At 56.3% G+C, this 23476-nt stretch carries 21 protein-coding genes; 15 read left to right on the top strand and 6 right to left on the bottom strand.

Annotated features, from left to right (window positions below; translation table 11 throughout):
* Positions 1–4: 4 nt before the first annotated feature.
* Genes C2U68_RS03675 through C2U68_RS03685 form a run of 3 tightly spaced genes read left to right on the top strand, consistent with a single transcriptional unit; the run spans position 5 to position 2149 of the window.
* Positions 5–688 carry a TIGR04283 family arsenosugar biosynthesis glycosyltransferase gene (locus tag C2U68_RS03675; protein ID WP_140911139.1) on the top strand — a complete coding sequence of 228 codons (684 nt, stop codon included), beginning with the start codon at positions 5–7 and terminating at the stop codon, positions 686–688.
* Positions 688–1479 (top strand): sterol desaturase family protein, encoded by a 792-nt coding sequence (locus C2U68_RS03680; protein ID WP_140911185.1) that lies wholly within the window; start codon positions 688–690, stop codon positions 1477–1479. Before C2U68_RS03675 ends, C2U68_RS03680 begins: the two co-directional genes overlap by 1 nt.
* A 7-nt stretch (positions 1480–1486) precedes the next feature.
* A complete protein-coding gene (locus C2U68_RS03685; protein WP_140911140.1) occupies positions 1487–2149 on the top strand; it encodes a TIGR04282 family arsenosugar biosynthesis glycosyltransferase in 663 nt (220 codons plus the stop codon).
* A 42-nt stretch (positions 2150–2191) separates the two neighbouring features.
* Here the strand turns inward: C2U68_RS03685 and C2U68_RS03690 are convergent, their stop codons facing one another.
* Positions 2192–3739, bottom strand: coding sequence for a vanadium-dependent haloperoxidase (locus C2U68_RS03690; RefSeq protein WP_140911141.1), 1548 nt, complete (start codon positions 3737–3739; stop codon positions 2192–2194).
* A 504-nt stretch (positions 3740–4243) separates the two neighbouring features.
* On the opposite strand from C2U68_RS03690, the gene C2U68_RS03695 reads away from it, so the two are divergent.
* Complete coding sequence (locus tag C2U68_RS03695; RefSeq protein WP_140911142.1) at positions 4244–4645, top strand: hypothetical protein; 402 nt, start codon at positions 4244–4246, stop codon at positions 4643–4645.
* A 39-nt stretch (positions 4646–4684) separates the two neighbouring features.
* On the opposite strand, the gene C2U68_RS03700 is transcribed toward C2U68_RS03695, so the two are convergent.
* On the bottom strand, positions 4685–5215 hold the full coding sequence (locus C2U68_RS03700) for a peroxiredoxin (RefSeq protein ID WP_140911143.1): 531 nt from the start codon (positions 5213–5215) through the stop codon (positions 4685–4687).
* Between the two features lie 242 nt (positions 5216–5457).
* On the opposite strand from C2U68_RS03700, the gene C2U68_RS03705 reads away from it, so the two are divergent.
* The 4 genes from C2U68_RS03705 to C2U68_RS03720 all read left to right on the top strand — a co-directional run bounded on the left by C2U68_RS03705 (position 5458) and on the right by C2U68_RS03720 (position 11066).
* Complete coding sequence (locus C2U68_RS03705) at positions 5458–8607, top strand: EAL domain-containing protein (protein ID WP_140911144.1); 3150 nt, start codon at positions 5458–5460, stop codon at positions 8605–8607.
* Positions 8608–8658: 51 nt separating this feature from the next.
* On the top strand, positions 8659–9639 hold the full coding sequence (gene hflK, locus C2U68_RS03710) for an FtsH protease activity modulator HflK (RefSeq protein WP_140911145.1): 981 nt from the start codon (positions 8659–8661) through the stop codon (positions 9637–9639).
* Entirely contained in the window at positions 9636–10601 is a 966-nt protein-coding gene (gene hflC / locus C2U68_RS03715; protein WP_140911146.1) for a protease modulator HflC, read from the top strand. Before hflK ends, hflC begins: the two co-directional genes overlap by 4 nt.
* A 96-nt stretch (positions 10602–10697) precedes the next feature.
* The gene (locus tag C2U68_RS03720) at positions 10698–11066 is read left to right on the top strand and encodes a hypothetical protein (RefSeq protein WP_140911147.1); all 369 of its coding nucleotides are present in this window, start codon (positions 10698–10700) and stop codon (positions 11064–11066) included.
* A 39-nt stretch (positions 11067–11105) separates the two neighbouring features.
* Here the strand turns inward: C2U68_RS03720 and C2U68_RS03725 are convergent, their stop codons facing one another.
* Genes C2U68_RS03725 through C2U68_RS03735 form a run of 3 tightly spaced genes read right to left on the bottom strand, consistent with a single transcriptional unit; the run spans position 11106 to position 12024 of the window.
* Positions 11106–11279, bottom strand: coding sequence for a rubredoxin (locus C2U68_RS03725; RefSeq protein WP_140911148.1), 174 nt, complete (start codon positions 11277–11279; stop codon positions 11106–11108).
* Between the two features lie 15 nt (positions 11280–11294).
* Entirely contained in the window at positions 11295–11798 is a 504-nt protein-coding gene (locus C2U68_RS03730; protein ID WP_140911149.1) for a YqiA/YcfP family alpha/beta fold hydrolase, read from the bottom strand.
* Positions 11799–11808: 10 nt separating this feature from the next.
* On the bottom strand, positions 11809–12024 hold the full coding sequence (locus C2U68_RS03735) for a DUF2905 domain-containing protein (protein WP_140911150.1): 216 nt from the start codon (positions 12022–12024) through the stop codon (positions 11809–11811).
* Between the two features lie 364 nt (positions 12025–12388).
* On the opposite strand from C2U68_RS03735, the gene C2U68_RS03740 reads away from it, so the two are divergent.
* Together C2U68_RS03740 and C2U68_RS03745 are read left to right on the top strand one after the other, a co-directional pair.
* Positions 12389–13066 carry a hypothetical protein gene (locus C2U68_RS03740; RefSeq protein ID WP_140911151.1) on the top strand — a complete coding sequence of 226 codons (678 nt, stop codon included), beginning with the start codon at positions 12389–12391 and terminating at the stop codon, positions 13064–13066.
* A 379-nt stretch (positions 13067–13445) separates the two neighbouring features.
* Positions 13446–13961, top strand: coding sequence for an O-acetyl-ADP-ribose deacetylase (locus C2U68_RS03745; protein ID WP_140911152.1), 516 nt, complete (start codon positions 13446–13448; stop codon positions 13959–13961).
* Here C2U68_RS03745 and C2U68_RS03750 read toward each other — a convergent pair.
* Positions 13958–15247 carry a hypothetical protein gene (locus C2U68_RS03750; RefSeq protein WP_140911153.1) on the bottom strand — a complete coding sequence of 430 codons (1290 nt, stop codon included), beginning with the start codon at positions 15245–15247 and terminating at the stop codon, positions 13958–13960. The two genes, C2U68_RS03745 and C2U68_RS03750, sit on opposite strands and share 4 nt — an antisense overlap.
* 123 nt (positions 15248–15370) lie before the next feature.
* Here C2U68_RS03750 and C2U68_RS03755 point away from each other — a divergent pair, with 123 nt between their 5' ends.
* The 5 genes from C2U68_RS03755 (at position 15371) to C2U68_RS03775 (ending at position 23471) form a co-directional block, all read left to right on the top strand.
* Positions 15371–17173, top strand: coding sequence for a murein L,D-transpeptidase (locus C2U68_RS03755; RefSeq protein ID WP_260839198.1), 1803 nt, complete (start codon positions 15371–15373; stop codon positions 17171–17173).
* Positions 17174–17434: 261 nt separating this feature from the next.
* Positions 17435–17911, top strand: a complete 477-nt coding sequence (locus C2U68_RS03760; RefSeq protein WP_140911154.1) for an SRPBCC family protein — start codon at positions 17435–17437, stop codon at positions 17909–17911.
* Between the two features lie 71 nt (positions 17912–17982).
* Entirely contained in the window at positions 17983–18516 is a 534-nt protein-coding gene (locus tag C2U68_RS03765; protein ID WP_140911155.1) for a hypothetical protein, read from the top strand.
* Between the two features lie 316 nt (positions 18517–18832).
* Entirely contained in the window at positions 18833–22465 is a 3633-nt protein-coding gene (gene nifJ, locus C2U68_RS03770) for a pyruvate:ferredoxin (flavodoxin) oxidoreductase (protein WP_140911156.1), read from the top strand.
* Complete coding sequence (locus tag C2U68_RS03775; protein ID WP_140911157.1) at positions 22458–23471, top strand: dihydroorotate dehydrogenase-like protein; 1014 nt, start codon at positions 22458–22460, stop codon at positions 23469–23471. Before nifJ ends, C2U68_RS03775 begins: the two co-directional genes overlap by 8 nt.
* The last annotated feature ends 5 nt before the right edge of the window (positions 23472–23476 follow it).

Below are 23476 nucleotides of genomic sequence, written 5' to 3' on the forward strand. Positions count from 1 at the left end.
AGACATGGCATACCCTATTAGTATTGTCATCCCGGTGCTCAACGAGGCCGGACATCTCGCCAGCAAACTACAAGCCTTGCAGAGACTTCGTGATCGTTGCCAACTACTGCTGGTCGATGGCGGCAGTCATGATAATAGCTTGGAAATTGCTAAGCCTCTGGTCGATAAGGTCATACTCAGTTCTCGCGGTCGGGCTATACAAATGAATGCAGGCGCTTTACAAGCTGATGCGGAGATTCTGCTGTTTTTACATGCCGATACTCGATTGCCGGAGAATGGGATTGATTTGATTAGCCAAGCCATAGCTGAAGGTTTCCACTGGGGGCGTTTCGATGTGGCATTCGACAACCCTAAACCCGTCTTCACACTAATCGCCTTCATGATGAATCAACGCTCACGGCTGACCAGCATCGCCACCGGTGACCAAGCTTTGTTCATGACCCGAGCAGCATTTGCAGCGGTAGGTGGATTTCCAGGGATTGCCTTGATGGAGGATATTGCTATTAGCAGCAAGCTAAAAATACTCGGTAAACCCTGTTGTTTAAAAGCCAAAGTGCTGACTTCTGCGCGACGCTGGCGACAAAACGGCATCTTCAATACCATCCTACTGATGTGGCGGCTACGCTTAGCGTATTTTTTCGGTGCCGATCCCGATGATCTGGCCATGCGTTATTACGGGAGAAGATGATGGAAGCCATGTTGCGCTTTTGCATGTTTATCGGCATTTTGTTGTTGATGGCAATTTGGGAAGTACTAAGTCCGACTCGGCATTTAAGCGTCCGGCGTCGTCAACGCTGGATGATCAATCTCGGTTTGGCGGCATTGAATGTCGGACTGATGCGAATCAGCATCGGCGCGGCGGCCTGGTTGGCGGCGACCTGGGCTTTGGAACAACATCTTGGCCTGTTCAACAACCTAACCTTACCCGGTTGGCTAAACATCTCGCTAAGTTTGCTTTTACTGGATTTGGCGATTTACGCGCAACATGTTGCAGCCCATCGCTGGGAATGGTTTTGGCGTTTGCATCAAGTTCATCACAGCGACCTTGATTTCGACACGACCACCGCCGTGCGCTTTCATCCGATAGAGATCATATTGTCTATGGCTTACAAAGTATTGCTGGTGATTGCACTTGGTGTCGAGCCGCAAGCCGTCATCGCGTTCGAAATAATCCTGAATGGTTGCGCGTTATTCAACCACGGCAATGTCAGTTTGTCGGCCCCGATCGAATGGTGGATACGCTGGCTGCTTGTTACACCGAACATGCATCGGATACACCATTCTGCAAAGCCACAAGAAACCGATACCAATTACGGATTTTCGCTGTCCTGCTGGGACCGTTGCTTCAAAACCTACCGTGCTGAATCGCAACAGCCGCAAAACACTATGCCAATTGGGCTACGGGGATTTCAAAATCCAGACGAATTAGGTTTACTGGCGTTGCTGGTGATGCCCTTTTGGCCCTTACGTCGGCGCTAGCGTACCCGTGCTTTTCCCAGACAGCGTACTGCTTATTTTTTGCAAGGCACCGATTCCGGGTCAGGTTAAAACCCGGCTACAACCAGCATTAAATGCCGAACAGGCTACCAATGCACATCGGCAGCTGGCTAAAATGACATTGGATAGAGCTGTTCAACAACCGTTGTGTCCGGTTGAGCTCTACTGTGCTCCCGATGCTAACCATGCTTTCTTTCAGGACTGCGCGCGCATTTACCCAATCACACTGCACGAACAATACGGAATCGATTTAGGGATTCGTATGCACCTCGCACTTGATTCGGCTTTCAGCCGATATCGATATGCTTTACTGATGGGCTGCGATTGTCCGAGTCTTACATTTAACGATATCCATCAAGCTTTTATGAAGTTGCGCGAAGGTCACGATGTTGTAGTCGCTCCGGCGGAAGATGGTGGTTATGTGATGATCGGTCTAAATTCGGTTCAGCCAACCTTATTCAGTGAGATGGTATGGAGCAATCCTCAGGTTATGGCGAACACCCGGCGCAGAGCCAAGGAGAGCGGCCTGAGTATGTATGAGTTGGCTATGCAATGGGACGTCGATACTTACCAAGATTGGCAGCGTTATCTTGAAGTTGTTCAACTGAAGCAGCAATCCAAAAAAACGGGCCCTAGCAGTTTTAACCGCTAGGGCCCGCTTTCATGAGAAACGATCTCTGATCAGCTAACCATATCAATCATCATGATCGTGTTCGTCCTCGTGCCATTCTTTGCTATTTGAATTACCAAAATAGTATTGAATTACCGGCCAATCCAGTTTCGCAACTCTTCGACCCATTTGACGAGAATCCACATCACCATCGACAAAGTGAATGCCGCCATAACGACGCGAAATGGCCGCTTCGTCCGCTGCATCACTGAAGGTCGCCCAACTCAATGAGATGTCTGCTGCTGGCACTTGGCCGGGTTCAACCCTGGAGACTCCGGCAGATTGGGTATAAGTATCGCCAAACACGTCACTACCGGTAAACCGTTTCAAAGCCTCGGCAGCCGCAGATGAGAACGCACTATGTCCAGATGGGTATTCGGCAAATGGCGGAGTGACCACGGTTGATGCTTGGTATGGTTCCCAGCTTTGACCATCAATACTTTGAGTTCCTTGATAAGGCCCCGCCCAGGCGTTAATCGTATGTCCACCGAATAGGTAATGAATCGCAGTCACAGGTCTAACGGAATCGAATTTGACCTTTGCACCCCAGATCGCAATAGACGTGTCAAATACTGTGTTCGACATCGCAAACAACATCTTAACGTCTTGGTCCAAATTATGATTGTCTCGATGGGAAACCGACTGCGCGAATAAATTCCAATGACCCGGTGGCAATTCGGAGCTAGGACCGTCAGCCCAGAATTCGGCAATCACCTTCTGTTGATCGGTTAATGACGCACTATAAGCAATAACTTGTAGCGCCTGTTCTCTATACTCAGGCTGATCAACAGTCGCTGGGCCTACTCTACCGGTACGCTTTTTTATTTCTTTGCGTACAGGAGTTACGACGTCCTTATCCCAATCTTTTATTCCGAAAGGCAACACGCGTCCCCAATGTGGAGCTATAAATTTCTGTACGACAGTGCCGCCGTGGCCATCTGATACTCGCAGCGGTTGCCAGCGATTCGGGTCGTTGATTTGATCCGGTGTGTTAACTGGCTGATATCCGGTCCAATCGGAATATGGCGCACCACCGTTGATATTACCCAGTTGATTGGATTTGTCTTGATGGCGATAAGTCAATACAGCACCCGCAGCAACATTACCAATACCAGCCGCTGTGTTCTTGTTCGTTGTGGCGTTATTAGGATCGTAACCTTGCTGAGTCAGAAGATCCTTGAAATACTGCTGTTGTGTGGACTGGGGGAACAAATCGGAGGCAGCACGGAATGCAGCATACGCTATCGCTTCTTTTTTACCCGCATCATTAAGGATACTCGCCGGCGCCTTCAATGACGGACCAAAACGCGTACCACGGGCTTTGTTGTCAAAGGCCGCCCAGGCATCGAAAGTGCTGGTATTTAAAACGGCCAACATCCTAGCGACCATTGGTGGTCCTGGATGGGTTTCTCGAATTGCTTCCAGTACAGCGTCATTCCACTGTAAAAGAACGTTCTCGCTTGGATCTACACCTGGCACTGCTGCTCTTGCCGGAGATGACAATGCCAATAAGATTGCCCCCGCTAGAATCCCTATTTGACCTTTAGAAAATTGGGTTGTGTTTGAATGCATAATTTCTCCCCCTACGATATGAAAATTTTGCCGGCTTATCGCTGACGGCAATTCTCATTGTAAAGATATGTAAGGAAGAATCATGTGTACCAATGTACAGAAATAATGGGGAAAACTACGAGTATTCGTGTGTAATAATTCATTTACTTGAGTGTCTAAACATGCAAACAGAGCAAGCTAAGTAGGGCACCTTGCTCAATGATTATTGGCAGGTTCGAGCATTATTAAGGCAATTAGCTCCCCTAATAGCGGACAATGAACTGGGTTAAAAGGTGCCTTAACTATTGAAAATGGAATGCTAACTCGAAGGTCTGCTGTTGGCCGAAAGCCAACTCAGCCAGACCCCGCGCCCGCCAACACACCCTTCCGAAGTTAATTTAATGCCATTGCCCTCGCGGTTTGCGAGGTGCCGGGCCGAATGGTTTTTATCCCTCTCCGGCCAAAGCGGTTTTTCTTGGTAAGCTATGCAGCCAATTCAACCAATGCCTGCCAATGGAGATATAGATGACCACGATTTTTCGCCTTACCGCCGCCTTGTTGTTAAGCCTGGGTGCCGACAGCGTTTACGCTTACGGCAGCAGCCAGAGTTCCAGCCATTGCGATAAGCCGGCGTTTTCCGAGTTTCAACCGGCGGCCAACAAATATTTGCAGACGTTTCAGGAGTTCTCGCTGTCGGCGTCTGCCAACACGACGCCCACGTCTATCGTGGTCCATGTCAGTGCCGGCGATATCAAATACGAATATACCGCCAAGGAACTCTACATCAGCCAACACAAAAGTGGGCGTTACGAGGTGCGCGGCAAGATAGACCGGCCGATCGAGCACGGTTTCGTCAGAATCAGCGTCACGGCGCACAGCAAGCCGAGCTGCGAAAAAACCGACGGCTATCTGGTCCGAATCCAGTAATTTGAGCCCCGGTCGGGCTTCCGGGGCGGCTGTGGGCGATCAGGGTTTGCCTTGCAGTTGTTTTAGTGCCGCCGCGACTTTTTGGGCGTCCAGGGCCGGGTCGACATCGTTGTCGATACGGCGCACCTTCAATTCGGGGTCGATGATGAAAGTCCAGCGTTTGGCCATGGTCAACACCGGCATTTTCGCGCCGTAAGCTTCGGTGACGCTGGCGTCCGGATCGGAAAGCAGCGTGAAGCCAAGTTTGTGCTCGCGGTGGAATTTGGCCAATTCGGCGACCGAATCGGTACTGAGGCCGTAGACCTCGGCACCTTGCTGGCGTATGGCCTGAATCGCGTCGCGAAAGGCGCAGGCCTGGGCGGTACAGCCCGGCGTGCCGGCTTTCGGATAAAAATACAATACGGTCCAGCCATTGCCGCGGCGCGAGTTCAGGTCGAACTCGCCGCCGTCGTGGGTCTTGGCCTGAAACGTGGGAGCGGTATTGCCGATCTGCAATTGCTCGGCAAAGGCTGGCGGCAGGCCGCCAAAAAACAGTACGAGTGGGATCAATAGGGCGCTGAATCTAGTCATGGAAATATTCCTCGGCAGAGTGACGGTGGGAGCGTGCCGGCTATTGTCGGCCAAGGCCGGCGCTTTAGGTAGCATTTGTTGAGCGGTAGCAAAAAAGTTGTGCCGCGGCGCTAAGTTCCCGACGCGAACAGGCGGCGGCGCAGGCGGCAGTGTGGAATAATCGGGCCGTTTGCAGCAAGTGTTTCGTCAGCACAGCGTTCGAAGCAGCAGCGTCCAGTGGCATACTGCCAAGGGGGAATCCCATGAACCGGCCGCGCCGTTATTCCAGTTTTACCAACAGTGTTTTGCTCAGTGCGCTGAGCCTGGCGCTGCTTGTCGCTTCGATTTTCCTTTATCTCCACTTCGAAAGCCGAATTGATAACGCCGAACAGTTGGGCCTGGCGCTGCAGCGTACGGCCGACGCGTTGCGGCAAACTGCCGTCGAATCGCGGCGGCTGGCGCTTGCTTATGTCATTCGCGGGGAGCTAAGCGACCGGCAGCGTCACCGAGAAATCCGGGATAGCCGTAACGCCGGCGGTGCGGTGTGGTCGGATTCAATGCGCGAGGCTGACTTTACCGCCGCGGAATTGGCGAAACTGACACAGGCGCAGACCAAAGCGGATCAGTTGGCGGATATCGAATTGGCGGCGGTGCAATTGGCCGAAAACGGCGTACACGACGCACTGGAACGACTAAAGGCGGCGGCGATGCTCGAAAGCCAAGCCTATCGCCAAACCGAGGCCGAATTTCTGCAGATGCTCGCCGAGGCCGGAGATATGGCGCGGAGCAGAACGGCATTGCTGGTAAAACGCAACCGCGATATTGCAGCAGCGCTTGGCTTGGCCGTGGCGGCGGCGGGCCTGATGCTGGTGTTGGCGTTATGGCGGGTCCATCGCAGTGTGTTCGGCATTTTGGGCGCAGAGCCGGAAGAAGTGCGTACTCAAATTGCCCGCTTGGGTCGCGGCGATTTCGCGCAACAGCCGCCAGTACCGGATGATTTGAGCGATAGCGTGATGGGCTGGTTATCGGAAACCCAACGCCAGTTGGCGCAAGTCGATGCGGAGCGGCGCGAAGCGGAAGCCAAAACCCAACGTCTGACTCAGCTGTACGCGGCATTGAGCCAGTGTAATCAGGCCATCGTCCGCTGCAGTTCCGAAGCCGAATTGTTTCCGCAAATTTGTCGCGATGCGGTCATGTTCGGCGGTATGAAAATGGCCTGGATCGGCATGTTGGACCCAAGCGGGCAGTGCGTGCTGCCGGTGGCGAGTTACGGTAGCGGCGGCGAATATCTGGCCGACATCGCCATTAGTATCGATCCCAGACAAGACTCCGGTTGTGCACCGACCGGAACTGCGTTGCGCGAAGACCGGGCTTACTGGTGTCAGGACTATCTGAATGATCCGGCCACATCGGTCTGGCACGAACGCGGCGCCGGTTGCGGCTGGCGGGCATCGGCGGCTTTGCCCTTACACCGGAATGGCACGCCGGTCGGGACTTTGAATCTGTATGCCGATAGCGTCAATGCGTTCGATTTCGCCGCCCGCAATTTGTTGCTGGAAATGGCGATGGACATCGACCATGCCTTGACCGGCTTCGAACGCGATGCCGAGCGCCAGCACGCCCTGCAAATGGAAACTTTGCGCACTTTCATGCTGGAACGGCTGAACAGCGGCGGTTCGTTGCGGGAGTTGCTGGACGAAGTGGTGCGCAAATTGGAAAGTGCGATGCCGGGCTGTATTTGTACGGTATTGCTGTTGGACGAAACCGGACGGCATTTGCAGGTCGCCGCAGCGCCCGGTTTGCCGGATTTCTATAACCGGGCAATCGACGGAACCCTGATCGGACCGGGGGTGGGATCGTGCGGGAATACCGCGTTTACTGGGCAGCGTACTGTCGTCGCCGATATCGCCCAGCATCCGTATTGGGCGGATTTCAAAAACCTGGCCGCCCAAGCCGGCGTCGGTGCCTGCTGGTCGGAGCCGATTTTGGGTTCCGGAAAAAAAGTGCTGGGTACCTTTGCGATTTACCAGCGCTACCCGGCGTCTCCGGATCATTTCGCTTTGCGTCTCCTGGATATGGTGGCGCATTTTGTGGCTTTGGCTATCGAGCGCAAACAAACCGAGGAACACATTTACCATTTGGCCAACTACGACCCGTTGACCGGGTTGCCCAACCGCAGCCAGCTAAACAACCACTTGAAATGCGCGTTGGGTCTGGCCCAGCGGGCTAACGGCCAACTGGCGCTGATGTTTTTGGACATCGACCACTTCAAAGACGTCAACGATACCTTGGGACACAGCGTGGGCGATGCCTTGCTGGTCGAATTGGCTTTGCGCTTGCGTGCCGCGCTACGGGTGGAGGATATCGTTACCCGACTGGGCGGGGACGAGTTCATCGTGCTGCTGCCGGGCGCCAATGCCAATAGCGCGGCGGTGATCGCCCAAAAATTGTTGGACGCTATTTCCGAACCGTTTCGTATCGAGCATCACGATTTGATTATGAGCGCGTCCATCGGTGTCGCGTTGTATCCTGACGACGGCGAGGATCTGGAGACCTTATCGAAAAGCGCCGATACCGCGATGTACCGGGTGAAACTGGAAGGTCGCCACGGTTGCCGTTTCTTTACGCCGGAAATGCACGCCAATTCGGCGCGGAATCTGCAATTGGTCACCGGCCTGCGCCACGCGCTGGAGCGAGGCGAACTGGAGTTGCACTACCAGCCGCAGTTGTCGTTGAAAACCGACAAGATAACCGGCGCCGAAGCCTTGCTGCGCTGGCGTCATCCCGAACTGGGCCTGGTATCGCCGGCAGAATTCATTCCGGTCGCCGAGGATAGCGGTCTGATCCTGCCGATCGGCGAATGGGTGATCAGAACCGCGGTTCGCCAAGCCAGGCAAATCATGGCCGAAGGGCTGGGGCCTTTGGTCATGGCGGTGAATTTGTCCGCGGTGCAATTTAGTCAGCCGACTCTGCCGGATTTGGTCGGCGGCATCCTGGCCGAAGAAGGTTTGCCGCCAGAGTATCTTGAGCTTGAGTTGACCGAAGGCGTCGCGATGAACCATCCGCAGACGGCGATTGCGGCAATGGAGAATCTGCACCGGCGCGGTATCCGGGTCGCCATCGACGACTTCGGCACCGGTTATTCGTCATTAAGCTACCTGAAGAAGTTCAAAGTCTACAAACTGAAAATCGACCAGTCGTTCGTGCGGGATATCACCACCGACGCCGAAGACAAAGCGATCGTTAGCGCAGTGATCAGCCTGGCCGACAGCCTGGGTTTGGCGACCATCGCCGAAGGCGTCGAAACGCCGGAGCAGAAAGCCTTCTTGCGCCAGCAAGGCTGCGACGAAATGCAGGGCTATCTGTTCAGCCGACCGTTGACCGTTGCCCAGTTGATGGATTTTTTGCGCTAAGCTTGTGGCGTCAGGCCGCCTGTTGCGGCCGCTTCGATGCGGAGCTTGCCGATGAACAATCCTCGACCCCTTTTCGACCGTTGGCCGCAGTCGCTGCCGGTGCCGCCGGCAGCCGTGCTGCTCGGCATCGGCGGCCTGATTGTCTTCAGCATGTGTTTTTACACGATTCCGGCCGAGTCGGAAGGCATCGTCTTACGCTTCGGCGAATTCATTGAGCAAGTGCCGTCCGGCCTGCATGCCAAGTTACCGTTCGGAGTCGATGAAGTGATAACTGTGCCGACCCAACGCCAGCAAAAGCTGGAATTCGGCTTCGCCACGCCCGGTTTCACCAATCCGGATCAGGCCGGCGAAGAGCCGGAGCTGGAGCGGGCAATGGTGACCGGGGATTTGAACTCGGCGCTGGTGGAATGGATCGTGCAGTACCGGATCACCGACCCGGAAAAGTATTTGTTCGATGTGCGTGATCCCGGCCTGACCTTGCGCGACATTTCCGAAGCGGCGATGCGGGAAGTGGTCGGCGATCGTACCGTCGATGAAATCATCACGATTGGCCGGCAGGAGATCGAAGAAACCGTGCTGGCACGGGTGCGCGAACTGGCCGAGCGCTATCGTTTGGGCGTCACGATCAATCAGGTGCAATTAAAAAACGTCAATCCGCCGGAACCGGTGCAACCGTCGTTTAACGAAGTCAACCGGGCGCAGCAGGACCGGGAGAACGTGATCAATCTGGCCAACGGCGAATACAACAAGGCGGTGCCGAGGGCACGCGGTGAGGCCGACCAGAGGATACGTGCCGCCGAGGGTTACCGCTTCAAACGGATCAACGAGGCCGAAGGCGACGTCACCGCTTTTAACCAGGTCCTGGAACAGTATTTGAAGGCGCCGGAAGTGACCCGCGCCCGGATATATCTGGAAACCATGGCCGAGGTGCTGCCGCAGGCCAAACAACAAATCATCGTTGACGACACGGTGCAACAGATTCTGCCGCTGTTGGCGGTGCCAGGTCCGCCAAGCGTCGAGGTGGCGAAATGAGCCGCGCCGGAAAATCGTTAGGCTTAATCGCGATCGCGCTGATTTTTTTGCTGACCTGCGCCTATACCGTCAACCAAACCGAGCAAGTTATCGTGACCCAATTCGGCAAGCCGGTCGGGCCGCCCATCACCGAGCCGGGTTTGCATTTTAAATTGCCGTTCGTGCAACAAATCAACAGCTTCGACAAGCGTTATCTGGCTTGGGATGGGCCGATGGTGGAAATGTCGACCAAGGACAAAACCTACGTTCAGGTCGATACCTTTGCCCGCTGGCGCATCACCGATCCGATGCGCTACTACCTGCGGCTACGCGACGAGCGTAGCGCCCAATCCCGGTTGGAAGACATCCTCGGCAGCGAAACCCGCACCGCAATCGCCCGTCATGAACTGATCGAGGTGGTCCGCACCGACAAGGATCGCAAGCCGATGCAGGACGAGAGTCTGGCGGGCCTCGCCAGCGAAGCCGGAATCGGCGTGTTGCGGCCGATCCGGGTCGGCCGGGTAGCGATCGAGCGCGATGTATTCAACGCCGCAGCGCCGAAATTGGCCGAGTTCGGCATCGAATTACTGGACGTACGCTTCAAACGCATCAATTACAACCGGCAAGTGTTGGAGCGGATACACCAGCGCATGATCAGCGAGCGCCTGCAAATTGCGCAACGTTTCCGCTCGGAAGGCGAGGGCGAAGCCGCCCGTATTCACGGCAACAAGGAACGCGATATCAACGAGATCGAATCCGCGGCTTACAAACAGGTCCAGGAAATTCAAGGCGCGGCCGACGCCAAGGCCGCCGAGATTTACGCCAAAGCCTACGCACAAAAGCCGGAAGCGGCGGAGTTCTATAAGTTCCTGAAAAGTATGGAGACTTATCGGGCCGTGATCGGCGGCGAGGCCAGTCTGGTGCTGTCCACCAACAGCGACTTATTCGGCCTGTTGAAACGCGCCGATGCCAAAGGGCGTTGACGGCTTTACCGGCGGCGGCGCGCGGTTAAGTCGGAATTAAGTTGCCGCTCGCATGATGCATCCCAACACGATCATTTTGCGAAAAGGAGCTTTGATATGTGTAAGAAAACCATAATTGCCGTTTTGAGTTTGGCGTTTTCCTCGGCAGCATTGGCCGACCACGAAGGCTGGGGCCACCATTGGGGGCATCACCACCATCACCACCACGATTATTACCCGGAATACCGGGAGCGGGTGATTTACTACCAACCGGCGCCGCCGCCGGTGGTGGAATACGTTCCGGAGCCTTCGTACTATGCACCGCCGCCGCAGCCACGTTATTACCAGTACGACCAACGTAACCCGCAAGGTTTGCTGGGCGGCATGGTCGGTAGTGCGATGGGCTACCACTTCGGCGGCGGCGACCCGTTGGCCGCCGGCATCGGCGCCGCGGCCGGTGCACTATTAGGTAACGGCATGTACTGATCCGGCTGCCGTGTCCGGTCCGCCGCCAGCGACCGTGACTTAATAATTAAGCAGTTGGAAAAAGCTTTTCGGCGCGCCGCAAATCGGACATTGCCAGTCGTCCGGGATGTCCTCCCAGCGGGTACCGGGAGCGATGCCGCTGTCCGGATCGCCTTTGGCTTCGTCGTAAATGTGTTCGCATTCGCGGCAATGGTATTTTTTGTATGCGGCCATACCTTTCTCTCCCGGTTAAGGCGTTAGTTCGGCCAAGAAGCGGTCGAAGGCTGCCGTCATCAGCGGTAAAATGCTGAGCAGGCGGTGGTCCGAGTCCAGCATATGCAAGCGGGCGCGGTGCTCGCGGCAAAAGCGCCAAGCGTTTTCAGGCGGCACCACCTCGTCTTGCCAGCCGTGAAATACCTCGATGTTGTCGGTGCCGGGGGCGAAACGGTCGCGGGCATAACCGGGCAGGTAAAACGCCGGGGCAATTAAAAACAGGCCATGCGGCTTGATCGTTTCGGCGGCGACGGTCGCCACGTAAGCGCCCATGCTGGAGCCGGCCAGCACGATCTGCTGGTAACCGTGCAAATCCATCGCCAACAGTCGATCGACTCGCCATTCCGGATCGTTGCTGGCCTGATAGTCCGGGCTAATAAACTCGAAACCGCGGCTCCTGGCCACCTCGGCCAGCGCCAGGGCTTTTTCGCCCCACGGAATACTGTCCTTGCCGTGGTTGTATACCACCAGGTTATTCATCTCTTCCCCCTCATTTTCGAAAAAACAGATTAGCCAGCACGCTGAACAGCACACTGACCACGATCATCGACGTGATCGGAATGAACACAAAGCTGTTCTTATTTTGAATACGAATGTCGCCGGGCAATTTACCGAACCAACTGACCAGCCACGGCGCGTAGTTGATTACCAAACCCACTGCCAGAATCAGGGCGCCAATACTTATCAAGGCTTTGCCGGGTTCCATGCTAACTCCTCTTTTTACAACTCACCGGGCTATTTTATGCCGTCCGGGCTTGTTGTGCCGACCTAAGCTCGGATTGAAATGTTCCAGGAAAGGCTAACAGAACAAGTTGTGCGAAACGCGGGTGAACCCAATCGAGAAGTCGCCGTTGTTCGGAGCGTTCGTGGTGGGGCGAATCAGTTGAGGAAAGTTTTGGATGCCAGTTCGATCGGCTAAAATCGGCCCTTTGCTGCCTATCACCTCATGTGATTTAATGGCAGAGAACGTGCCATGCACGGCCAGTCGGGTCATCCCGCTTATTTAGAGCGCTAGGATTCAGATGGAGCCAGCCCCAGATATCAATCGTCTCCGATATTGTGCGCGCCCTATGGCGTTTGAAACTGGCGTGTCAGAATTTCCGCTCTCGGTGGCAGGGAGCGCATTTATGGTTGCTTTTCGAAATAATCTATTAGTGCTTACCGCCAAACATGTTGTTAGTGAATGGCCAACGCACAAACTTAGATTGATCATTTCGGAAGCTGGTGACTGCGTGACTTTCACGAATCGCTGGGACATCCGGGTTGAGGATGAAGAAGAGGATGGAGATCAGAACGATCTAGTTATCTTTCAGGCTGACATCGCGAATGTATCGGCGGCGGCGCGGAAGGAAAATCACGTTATCAATCTGACTCCACCTGATATTTCGGATTGGTACGGAACTCGCAACAACGCGCTGTTCTTTCTCTTCGGATATCCCAAACTCGGAACCGGCGTGGACTATGAACTCTCGAAGGTCATTTCTAACCAGTACTTGCTTCACGGATCCTACATCGGTGATAGCTTCTCGTATGGATGCTACGAGTTGGTCCTCCACAATCCACTAGAGCTATCCTCTTTTGATGGGCTAAGCGGTTCACCCGTTTTTAGTCTCTTCTCTGGTTCGGCTGATGCGGCACAGCCAACCTTCTGTGGCATTGCCATCCGAGGAACTGCTTCCTCAGGAAAAATCCATTTTCTGGGTTCACAAATAATCTTTGCCGCACTCGATGAAATCTTTGTCGCCTAACAAATTCATCAAGTCCGTTCGCTATGCTCACCCGGCCGTGAAAGTGCGAAGATCTTGCACGGCCGCTTATGCATCGCGTTAAACGAGTAAATTCTGATATAAACCGGCCATTCAGAAATCACCCGCAAAGTCGGAAACTGGTAGAGCCCTGCCATACCGAAATATCATCCAAATTTCATGCACCCACCAATCTCCGCCATTCACTCAGCCCGGTAGGATGCGGTAAACAGCGTGCACCGCATCGTTCGCGACTGGTGCGGTTCGTAAAACTCACCACACCCTACGCCTGCTTTGGGCTGGACTGTTGACATTGACACGTTAATTCCGTCTGGTGGCTAATGGCGGAATCCAGCCAAACCCAAAACATCATCCAAACCTCATGTACCCCACAATCTCCGCCATTCATTCAGACATTACCGAATTGGCCGTCGATGCCATCGTCAATGCCGCTAATTCTTCGTTGCTCGGCGGCGGTGGGGTGGATGGGGCGATTCATCGTAAGGCGGGACCGGAATTATTAGCCGAGTGCCGCAGCTTGGGCGGTTGTGCGACCGGATACGCCAAGCTGACCAAAGCCTACCGCTTGCCGGCCAAGTACGTCATCCATACCGTGGGGCCGGTCTGGCGTGGCGGCTCGGAAAACGAGGCTACGCTGTTAGCCGCCTGTTACAGAAATTCGCTGCGGCTGGCGGCGGCGCAGCGGCTGGAGAGTCTGGCCTTTCCCTGCATCAGTACCGGTATTTACGGTTATCCGCCGCGCGAGGCTGCCGAAATTGCCGTCGATACTGTTACGGGGTTTTTAGGTGACCTGGCGTATCGGCTGGCGGTGACCTTTTGCTGCTTTTCGGAAGCGGATTTGCATATCTACCGCGCTTTGTTGAACAAGGCCGTTTAAGGCGTAACCACCACCTGAGCGAAGCCGCCGCCGGGCGTGCGGAAATTGGTGGTTTGGCCCTGGTACAGCCGGGCGCAAACCAGTTGGGTTTGGCCGCGATAGACGAAGTGGCGCAAATCCAGTTTCAAATCGCCGACATCCAGTTGCCGTTCGCTGGGCTTGATCAGCGTCTGCGCCACATAATCGTGGCGCAGAATCTCGTCGAACACCCGCAAGGTCAGCTTGTCGCCGCGGTAGGCCGCTTTGCTGCCGTAGCCTTTGGCCGGTTTGAAGAATAACTGCTTGCGCTGTTGCCATAACCACTCGGCATCTTGCGTTGCAACGATGCGGGTTTCGGCGATACCGCGACAGAGAATTTCGCGGCTGGCGGCGTCGATGCCGATTTCGGTCAGGAATTCGGCATCGCCGAGCAAGGCCAGATTTCTTTTGTCCGCATACAGCGCATGGTTGCGCGGATGCGGCGTCAACACCACGTCGCCGGCCAGATAAGCTTGCAACAAGGGCTGGTGTTTGGCGTGTTCCAAACCGAAGTCGGTCAACCGGTTATAAACCAGATCGATCTTGATATCGCCGTGCCATAAACCCGCGTCGCGATGGCTCAGCTCGGCCGGATCGCAAATCACAGTTCGGATGCCGTGGCGTTCGAACAGCGCTTGAAACAGCAGAAATTCCGGCCACAGGTATTGTTTTTGCGGCTCTTCGTCGACGATGGCTATGGTTTGCAAGGCTTGTCCGCCGCGTTCGCATCGCCATTCGTCGGCGAACATCTGCATGAATTGCGCTTCCGGCGCGCTTCCGGTTGCCGCCAACGCCGGCCCGTCGCCGGGGCGCTGGCTGCCGGCTTCTTCGCAGCAGCGCATCTGCGCCCGGATCGCTAACGCGTTCAGCAAACCGCCGCCGGCATTGGAGTTGATTTCGATCAGCTTGGGTCCGTCCGGGCTCAAATGGAAATCGTAGCCGACGAATACGCCGTGGGCCTTGGCCGGAAAGTGTGCCGATTCCGGCGCATAGCCTAGCACCCGTTTTTGGTAGGCGGGCAGGGCGATGACTGTTTCAGCCGCGGCGATGACGGCCAACTGCGCCTGCAGGCCGGCCCGGTCCAGAAACACCGGCGCTTCGGCAAACAAATGAGGCCGATCCTCTCCAATCATTCGGTATATGTCGTGCGCGGCGTCCCAGTCGGCCAATTCCCGGCGCAACAGCTCCCGGCTCAGCGAGGCACAGCGGCAGCTTCGGTTGAGTTGTTCGGCGTTTAGCGCCGGTTTAGGCGAGGGGGCGAGAGTCATTGGCTATCCGGCAAGCGCGGTTTCTTCTGGCGTTATTTTAACTCGCCGGACGTCGCGGCCCGGAATAGTTTCGGTGTGGCGAGTTTGGCTGGGAACAAAGCTTGTGTGAGAGAATGTAAAGTTATGAAAATTGCCGGACGGTGCGATACGCACTTGGCAATGCCGGACTCGTTGCCGGCCCGATTTAATCCGATCAACCCGATTCAAGCCGTAACTATGTTCTGTTCGCTAAGTTTGCTCCGTATTCTGCCGCGTTTTTTCACGGTTTTGCTGATGTGCCATTGGGGTGCCGCCGCCGGAGCGGCTGAAACCGATGTCGGCAAAGCCATCGAGGCCTTAATGAACGGCGGCAGCTCAGCGCTATTGTCCGGAGCCGAGCTGTCTGAGCAGCGTCCGGCCCTGATTCAGTTATACCGGGCCAATGCCAATCGCTTGTTGTGGTTTGGCGGCGCCAACCCGGCGCAGAATCGGGAACAGGCTTTGGCCGTATTACGGAATGTGGCCGATGAAGGCTTGAATCCCCGCCATTACGACGCGGAACGCCTGGCCGCATACGCCCGGCTGGCCGAGACTGCGGCGCCGGATGCGCTGGCCGGTTACGATTTGGCCTTGTCTGCGGCGCTGCTGCGTTATGCCGGCGATCTGCATTCGGGACGGGTCGATCCGCGGAAACTGGATTATCCGGCGCAACTCGGCGGATTGCGGCCGCAGCCGGATTTGGCGGCAGTTCTGCAACGGCATTGGCAAATGCAGAGTCTGGCGCAATTGCCTGCCGAACTCGCGCCGAATAACGAGCAATACCGGTTGCTGAAGCGTGCGCTGGCCGACTTCCGCCGCCGATTGCCGGAGACCCAATCCGGCGCCGGCTTGGTATTCGCCAAATCGCTGCACCCCGGCGAGGGCGACGCCCAGATGCCGGAACTGCGCCGACGACTGCGCGAATTGGGCGAAGCTGACCTTCCGGCGGCGGCCGATGCCGACAAGGCCGCCGATATTTACGACGACGCCAGCGTCGCCGCAGTCAAGCGGATTCAGGAACGCCAGGGCTTGAAGGCCGACGGTGTGATCGGCCGACAAACACTGGCCTTGCTGAACCAATCGGTGCCGGAAAAAATTGCCGCCATCGAATTGGCCATGGAACGCATACGCTGGTTGCCGGAACCGCCGGCCGGGCCGCATATCGTCGTCAATATCCCGGCTTTTCAGCTTTGGGCTTTCAAGGATTCGCAAGACCCGCAACCTTTGCGAATGAAGGTGATCGTCGGTAAAGCCCCGGAAAATTTGACGCCGATGCTGGCCGAGGACATGAAGTATCTGGAATTCATGCCCTACTGGAATATTCCGAAAAGCATCATGGACAAGGAAATTCTGCCTAAATTGGAAGGAGACGAAGCCTTCCTGGACGATCAGGACATCGAACTGGTCGAGCGATACAGCGACGACGAGCAGGAAGAAGATGTCGTCGCCGATCTCAAGCAAGGTCGGCTTCGCGCCCGCCAGCGTCCTGGCGCGAACAATCCGTTGGGCCGGGTGAAGTTCGTGTTTCCGAACAAAGCCGAGGTCTATTTACACGATACGCCGGGTAAGGCCGCGTTCAACCGCGACCGGCGCGATTTGAGCCACGGCTGCGTCCGCGTCGCCGAGGCCGATAAACTGGCCGAGTTCGTGTTGAGCGACCAGGAAGGCTGGAATCCGGATACCATCCGGCAGGCAATGGCCGGGCCCAAGACCCAGCGCGTCAGCTTGAAAAAATCGGTACCGGTCTTGTTTTTCTACGCGACCGCATTTGTCGATCGCGACGGCAAGCCGCGCTTTTATCCGGATATCTACGGCTACGACGCCGCGTTGCGCAATGCGCTCAACAAATCGGTTCCCGAAACCGGCTCGCAATTGACCAGCAAAGGCAACGCTACCGCAGGTAGTTAGTTGGCCGCTATCAATCCGGCCCCTAAAGACCGGTCGGCCTGAGTCTTGTCGATAGGCTTTTCGACCAGGCCAGTCTGCTCGGCATACCAGTCATTGACGGGGCCGGGGTCATCAGCGCGCGCCCCTGTCTTCCCAGGGGCCGAAACCCTGTCGCCCTTAAGCCGTTCAGTGCGAATTCGAGTGCTACCAAAGCTCGCGCCCGCAAATTTTTACGGTAAATTCCAAGACGCAGGGCATTGCGCTCATTGTCTTCGGGCCGTCATGAAAGTCTATTATCTTTACCGTAGCCAGTCCTTAACCTTGTCCGCCAAGCAGGCTTGGGCGTTTTTTTCGTCTCCGCACTACTTGAACCGGATTACGCCGGATTTTTTTCACGTCGATATCGCGTCGCCGGTGCCGGAGCAGATTTACGGCGGCTTGCTGATTTGCTACCGGATGAAGGCGGTCTTGGCTTGGCCGATGGTCTGGTTGTCGGAAATCACGCACTGCGACCAGCCCCGCCGGTTTGTTTACCAGCAACGCGTCGGACCATTCGCATTCTGGAGCCATGAAGTGGCGATTACCGAAACCGGCGACGGCGTGGAGGTCGAGGATATTGTGTTTTATGCGATGCCGTGGGGCTGGTTCGGCCGATTTATGCACCGAATTTTGATAGGCGGCAAATTGCGGCAAATTTTCGATACCCGGCGCGATTATCTGTTGCAACGTTGGGGCGGCGCAGCAAGCAAACCGGACTGACGCGCGCGATTGACATTTGCGCGAGCCAGGCATTTAATCCCGAATACCAAACCAAACTTCAGGAGGCGGAGATGGCTGAAGAATCAGGTTATTTGGAACCTTCCGGCGATCGGGTCGTGGCGATAGTCCAAAATCTGGACCGCGACGTCGAACGCGGCGAGGACACGATCATGTTGGGTTACGGACTCGTGTTATTGGCGCCGGCTTTCGCGCCGTTACTGCCGCCCAGCATTCTGTTGCCGTTGATGGCGATTACCTTTGCCGTTTCGGCGAGCGCGGCGCGTTGGCATTTCTATAAGATGGCGCGTAAGTTGAACAATTCGCTGGCCGTGTTGGACCACTCGGAACAGGCCGCGCTGAAACCGATTGCGCAGGTGTTCGAAGAACATCCGCAGCAAACACTGGCCGTGGCCTTCAATCCGTTGAAAAATCTGAAACGCACCTGGAAAAGTATTCTGGGCGGGCTGATGATCAACCCGTTCTGGGGGCCGATTTTCTATATGCTGGGCGTGCAGTTTGTCGAAGACAAGCATTTTTTCGTGCTGAATAAAGCCGTGATCAACGTCGAGCAAAAAATCATGCCGATCGTCCTGCGCGATGAATAGGCGGGTTTTAGATTATCGCTATTTTATCAACGTCTTATATATTGAAACACTGCAAATTTAAGCCGATTTGCCCTTGAGGCGCAACGATATATCCACAGGGTGCCTATTGTACGAAAGTACAGTTATACACAGAAGCTGTGGATAAACTTGTGGTCAAATCGTGGGCAAACCGTTAAAAAGCCCGTCCGCTTTGAAGCGTTTTTAAATTGGCTAAAAATTAGCCAGCGGATTTTTGGCTATCCTTGTCTCCAGTAGAGTATAAGAGCCGTCGGCTCGCACCGAACGGCCGTCCGTAACACACGCATAAGGTCGCGCCATGTCCAAGCAAACCCTCACCATCGACGGCAATCAGGCCGCCGCCAGCATCGCCTACAAACTCAACGAAGTCATCGCCATTTATCCGATCACGCCGTCGTCGCCGATGGGCGAATGGGCCGACGAATGGGCCTCGCGCGGCAAACCCAATTTGTGGGGCACCGTGCCGCAGGTCGTCGAATTGCAAAGCGAGGCCGGCGCTGCCGGCACCATTCACGGCGCCTTGCAGGCCGGCACCTTGGCGACCACCTTCACCGCGTCGCAAGGCCTGTTATTGATGCTGCCGAATATGTACAAAATCGCCGGCGAACTCAGCCCGGCCGTATTTCACATCGCCGCCCGTTCGTTGGCGGCACAAGGCCTGTCGATCTTCGGCGACCATAGCGACGTAATGGCGGCGCGGATGACCGGCTTTGCCATGTTGTGCTCCAATTCGCCGCAGGAAGTGCAGGATCTGGCCTTGGTTACCCATGCGGTGTCGTTGCAAAGCCGGGTGCCTTTCATGCATTTTTTCGACGGTTTCCGCACCTCGCACGAAGTCGCCAAAATCGTCGAGGTCGACGACGCGGTGATACGTGGCATGATCGACGATGCCTGGGTGGCCGAGCATCGCGGCCGAGCCTTGACGCCGGACAAGCCGGTACTGCGCGGCACGGCGCAAAATCCCGATGTCTATTTCCAGGGCCGGGAATCGGTCAATCCGTTTTATGCGGCGTTGCCGGACATGGCGCAGCAGGCGATGGATCGGTTCGCCGGGCTGACCGGCCGCCAATACCGTCTGTTCGAATACGTCGGCGCCGCCGATGCCGAACGGGTGGTCGTGTTGATGGGCTCCGGCGCGGAGGCGGTCGAAGAAACCCTGGATTATCTGAATCGGCAGGGCGAGGCGGTCGGCTTGCTCAAAGTCCGGCTGTTCCGGCCGTTCTCGCCGCAACATTTGATCGCCGCCCTGCCGGCGAGTTGCCGGAAAATTGCCGTGTTGGATCGCACCAAGGAGCCGGGTGCCGACGGCGAACCGCTGTATAAAGATGTGCTGGCTGCCGTGGCCCAAGCCTTCAGCCAGGGCGAAAAGTTTGTCCAAATGCCGCGCGTGGTCGGCGGCCGTTACGGCTTGTCGTCCAAGGAATTCACGCCGGGCATGGTGAAAGCTGTCTACGACGAGTTGAAAAGCGAGCGGCCGAAAAACCAGTTCACGATCGGCATCCACGACGATGTCAGCCATACCAGTCTGGCCTGGGATGCGGATTACCGCACCGACGCCCACGACCAGACTTTTCAAGCGATGTTCTACGGTCTGGGCAGCGACGGCACGGTCGGCGCCAACAAGAATACGATCAAGATCATCGGCGAAGAAACCGAGTTGTACGCCCAGGGCTATTTCGTCTACGACTCGAAAAAGTCCGGCGCGGTGACGGTGTCTCATCTGCGCTTCGGCCCCCAGCCGATCCGTTCCAGCTATTTGATCGGCGAAAACGACGCCCAATTCATCGGCTGCCACCAGGCGGTGTTTCTGGAACGTTACGACATGCTGGCCAACGCTGCCGCCAATGCCGTGTTTCTGTTGAACAGCCCGGCCCCGGCCGACAAAGTTTGGGATACCCTGCCGCGCAAGATGCAGCAACAGATGCTGGACAAAAACATCCGCTTTTACCTGATCGACGGCAACGCGGTGGCCGAGAAATCCGGCATGGGCAAGCGCATCAACACCATCATGCAGACCTGCTTTTTCGCGATTTCCGGGGTGTTGCCGCAAGAACAAGCGATTGCCGCGATCAAACATGCGGTTGAAAAAACCTACGGCAAAAAAGGCCAACGCATCGTCGACTTGAACTTCAAGGCCATCGACGAAACCCTGGCTGGCCTGCACCAAGTGCCGTTGCCGCAGCAGGCCAGCAGCGCGTTCGACATCATGTCGCGGATTACCGACAGCGCGCCGGACTTCATCCGCCGGGTCACCGCCGAGATCATCGCCGGCCGCGGCGACGCCTTGCCGGTCAGCGCGATGCCGGCCGACGGTACTTTCCCGACCGGCAGCGCCGCGTTTGAAAAACGCAATCTGGCGTTGGAAATTCCGGTCTGGGAAACCGATTTATGCACCCAGTGCGGCAAGTGCCCGATGGTCTGTCCGCACGCGGCGATCCGCAGCAAAATCTTGCCGAACGAGGCCTTGAGCAATGCGCCGGCCACCTTCAAACATGCGGCGATGCTGGGCAAGGACTTCCCGCCAGGGTTATCGATCAGTTACCAGGTAGCGCCGGAAGATTGCACCGGTTGCGGCTTGTGTGTCGATATTTGCCCGATTCGCGATAAATCCAACGCCAGCCGCAAAGCCTTGAACATGGCGCCGCAAGCCCCGCTGCGCGAGCCGGAGAGCCAAAATTGGGACTACTTTCTGTCTTTGCCGGAATACGATCGCCGGCTGCTAAAAACCAATACCATCAAAGGTTCGATGGTGTTGCAGCCGTTGTTCGAATTCTCCGGCGCCTGCGTTGGCTGCGGCGAAACGCCTTACGTCAAACTGGTCTCGCAATTGTTCGGCGACCGGATGGTGGTGGCCAACGCCACCGGTTGCTCGTCGATCTATGGCGGCAACCTGCCGACCACGCCCTGGACCAAAAACGCCGAGGGCAGGGGGCCGGCCTGGAGCAATTCCCTGTTCGAAGATAACGCAGAGTTTGGTCTGGGCATGCGGGTGGCGATCGATAAACAAGCCGAGCACGCCGCGGAATTGTTGGAGTCGCTACGCGAAACCTTGGGCAGCGAATTGGTCGATGCGATCCTGCACGCCGACCAATCCGACGAGGCCGGACTCTACGAACAACGCCAGCGCGTCGCCGAATTGAAGCAGCATTTACCGTCTTTAAGCCAACCCGCCGCCCAGGCCTTGCTGCCGTTGACCGATTATTTATGCAAGAAGAGCGTCTGGATCATCGGCGGCGACGGCTGGGCCTACGACATCGGCTACGGCGGTCTGGACCACGTGTTGGCCAGCGGCCGCAACGTCAATATCCTGGTGCTGGACACCGAGGTGTATTCCAACACCGGCGGCCAGACTTCCAAATCGACGCCGATGGGCGCAGTGGCCAAGTTTTCGGCCGGCGGTAAGCCGACCGCGAAGAAAGATCTGGCCTTGCTGGCGATGGACTACGGCAACGTTTACGTCGCCCACGTCGCCTATGCCGGCAAGGATACCCAGACGCTGAGCGCCTTCCTGGAAGCCGAAGCCCACAACGGCCCGTCCATCATCATCGCCTATTCGCCGTGTATTGCCCACGGCGTGGATTTGTCCAATAACCATCGCCAGCAAAATCTGGCCGTGAAGAGCGGGCACTGGCCGTTGTTCAGGTTCAACCCGGCCAAGATTCAGCAAGGCAAGAATCCGATGCAACTGGATTCGGCGGAACCGTCGATCCCATACCGCGACTTCGTCATGACCGAAACCCGCTTCAGCATGTTGTGGCAAAGCCATCCCGACCACGCCGAGGCTTTCTTGAAACAGGCCCAGCACGACGTCAAAAACCGCTACCGTTATTACCAACAACTGGCGGCTTTGGAATGGAGCGACGCGACCAGCGTGGCCGCCGCCAAAGCCCAAGTCAAAGTCGATCTGGCCCAGGAGCAGAACAATGGTTGATTTAGCCACCGAATATTTGGGTCTGAAACTGGCGCATCCGCTGGTGCCGTCGGCTTCGCCGTTAAGCAAGGACTTGGACAGCGCCCGGCGTTTGGAAGATGCCGGCGCGGCAGCGATCGTGTTGTCGTCGTTGTTCGAGGAAAAAATCGAAGCCGAGCAGCAGCAGATGGAGCGTTTCCTGTTCGGTCAGGGCATTGGTTACGGCGAGGCGGATTCGTTTCATCCATTGCCGTCGCAGATCGTCACCTACATGGATCAATATCTGGATCATCTGCAACGCTTGAAAAGCGCGTTGCAAATTCCGGTGATCGCCAGCCTGAACGGCACGTCGGTCGGCGGCTGGATCGAATACGGCAAAGCCTTGCAGGACGCCGGCGCCGATGCGCTGGAGTTGAATATTTACCATCTGGCGGCAGATATTGCCGAAAGCAGCGAGACGGTCGAAAACCGCTATCTGGACATCGTTCGCGAATTGAAGCGCCAGATCAACATCCCGCTGGCGGTGAAACTGTCCCCGCAATTCAGCTCGCCGCTGCATTTCGTGGAGCGCTTGCAACAGGCCGGCGCCGACGGCGTGGTCTTGTTCAACCGTTTTTACCAGCCGGACATCGATCTGGACACCTTGGAAGTGGTGCCGAAACTGCAATTGTCGACGCCCGCCGAAGCGCTGTTGCGGGTGCGCTGGACCGCGCTGATGTATGGCCGGGTGCGATTGTCGCTGGCCGTGACCGGCGGTTTTCACCAGGCCGACGACGTCATCAAGGCCTTGCTGGCCGGCGCCGATGTGGTGCATTTATGCAGCGTGTTGCTGGCGCAGGGCGTCCGCAAGCTGGACGAGATTCGCAGCGAACTGGCGGATTGGCTGATCGAACACGAATACGAATCGGTAGCTCAAATGAAAGGTAGTGTCAGCCGGCAACACGCGATCGACCCCAGTGCCTACGAACGCGCCAACTACATTCACGTGCTGGACAGCTATACGCCGGCGCCGGGCGTATTGCGTTAGATAAA

Origin of the sequence: Methylomonas koyamae, from assembly GCF_006483455.1 — a bacterium.
GTDB classification, from domain to species: domain Bacteria; phylum Pseudomonadota; class Gammaproteobacteria; order Methylococcales; family Methylomonadaceae; genus Methylomonas; species Methylomonas koyamae_B.

Excerpts from the sequence above, each read along its gene's own strand:
- C2U68_RS03675 (WP_140911139.1), top strand. The coding sequence starts at position 5 with ATGGCATACCCTATTAGTATTGTCATCCCGGTGCTCAACGAGGCCGGA.
- C2U68_RS03680 (WP_140911185.1), top strand. The coding sequence starts at position 688 with ATGGAAGCCATGTTGCGCTTTTGCATGTTTATCGGCATTTTGTTGTTG.
- C2U68_RS03690 (WP_140911141.1), bottom strand. The coding sequence starts at position 3,739 with ATGCATTCAAACACAACCCAATTTTCTAAAGGTCAAATAGGGATTCTA.
- C2U68_RS03695 (WP_140911142.1), top strand. The coding sequence starts at position 4,244 with ATGACCACGATTTTTCGCCTTACCGCCGCCTTGTTGTTAAGCCTGGGT.
- C2U68_RS03700 (WP_140911143.1), bottom strand. The coding sequence starts at position 5,215 with ATGACTAGATTCAGCGCCCTATTGATCCCACTCGTACTGTTTTTTGGC.
- C2U68_RS03705 (WP_140911144.1), top strand. The coding sequence starts at position 5,458 with ATGAACCGGCCGCGCCGTTATTCCAGTTTTACCAACAGTGTTTTGCTC.
- hflK (WP_140911145.1), top strand. The coding sequence starts at position 8,659 with ATGAACAATCCTCGACCCCTTTTCGACCGTTGGCCGCAGTCGCTGCCG.
- hflC (WP_140911146.1), top strand. The coding sequence starts at position 9,636 with ATGAGCCGCGCCGGAAAATCGTTAGGCTTAATCGCGATCGCGCTGATT.
- C2U68_RS03720 (WP_140911147.1), top strand. The coding sequence starts at position 10,698 with ATGTGTAAGAAAACCATAATTGCCGTTTTGAGTTTGGCGTTTTCCTCG.
- C2U68_RS03725 (WP_140911148.1), bottom strand. The coding sequence starts at position 11,279 with ATGGCCGCATACAAAAAATACCATTGCCGCGAATGCGAACACATTTAC.
- C2U68_RS03730 (WP_140911149.1), bottom strand. The coding sequence starts at position 11,798 with ATGAATAACCTGGTGGTATACAACCACGGCAAGGACAGTATTCCGTGG.
- C2U68_RS03735 (WP_140911150.1), bottom strand. The coding sequence starts at position 12,024 with ATGGAACCCGGCAAAGCCTTGATAAGTATTGGCGCCCTGATTCTGGCA.
- C2U68_RS03740 (WP_140911151.1), top strand. The coding sequence starts at position 12,389 with ATGGCGTTTGAAACTGGCGTGTCAGAATTTCCGCTCTCGGTGGCAGGG.
- C2U68_RS03745 (WP_140911152.1), top strand. The coding sequence starts at position 13,446 with ATGTACCCCACAATCTCCGCCATTCATTCAGACATTACCGAATTGGCC.
- C2U68_RS03750 (WP_140911153.1), bottom strand. The coding sequence starts at position 15,247 with ATGACTCTCGCCCCCTCGCCTAAACCGGCGCTAAACGCCGAACAACTC.
- C2U68_RS03755 (WP_260839198.1), top strand. The coding sequence starts at position 15,371 with ATGAAAATTGCCGGACGGTGCGATACGCACTTGGCAATGCCGGACTCG.
- C2U68_RS03760 (WP_140911154.1), top strand. The coding sequence starts at position 17,435 with ATGAAAGTCTATTATCTTTACCGTAGCCAGTCCTTAACCTTGTCCGCC.
- C2U68_RS03765 (WP_140911155.1), top strand. The coding sequence starts at position 17,983 with ATGGCTGAAGAATCAGGTTATTTGGAACCTTCCGGCGATCGGGTCGTG.
- nifJ (WP_140911156.1), top strand. The coding sequence starts at position 18,833 with ATGTCCAAGCAAACCCTCACCATCGACGGCAATCAGGCCGCCGCCAGC.
- C2U68_RS03775 (WP_140911157.1), top strand. The coding sequence starts at position 22,458 with ATGGTTGATTTAGCCACCGAATATTTGGGTCTGAAACTGGCGCATCCG.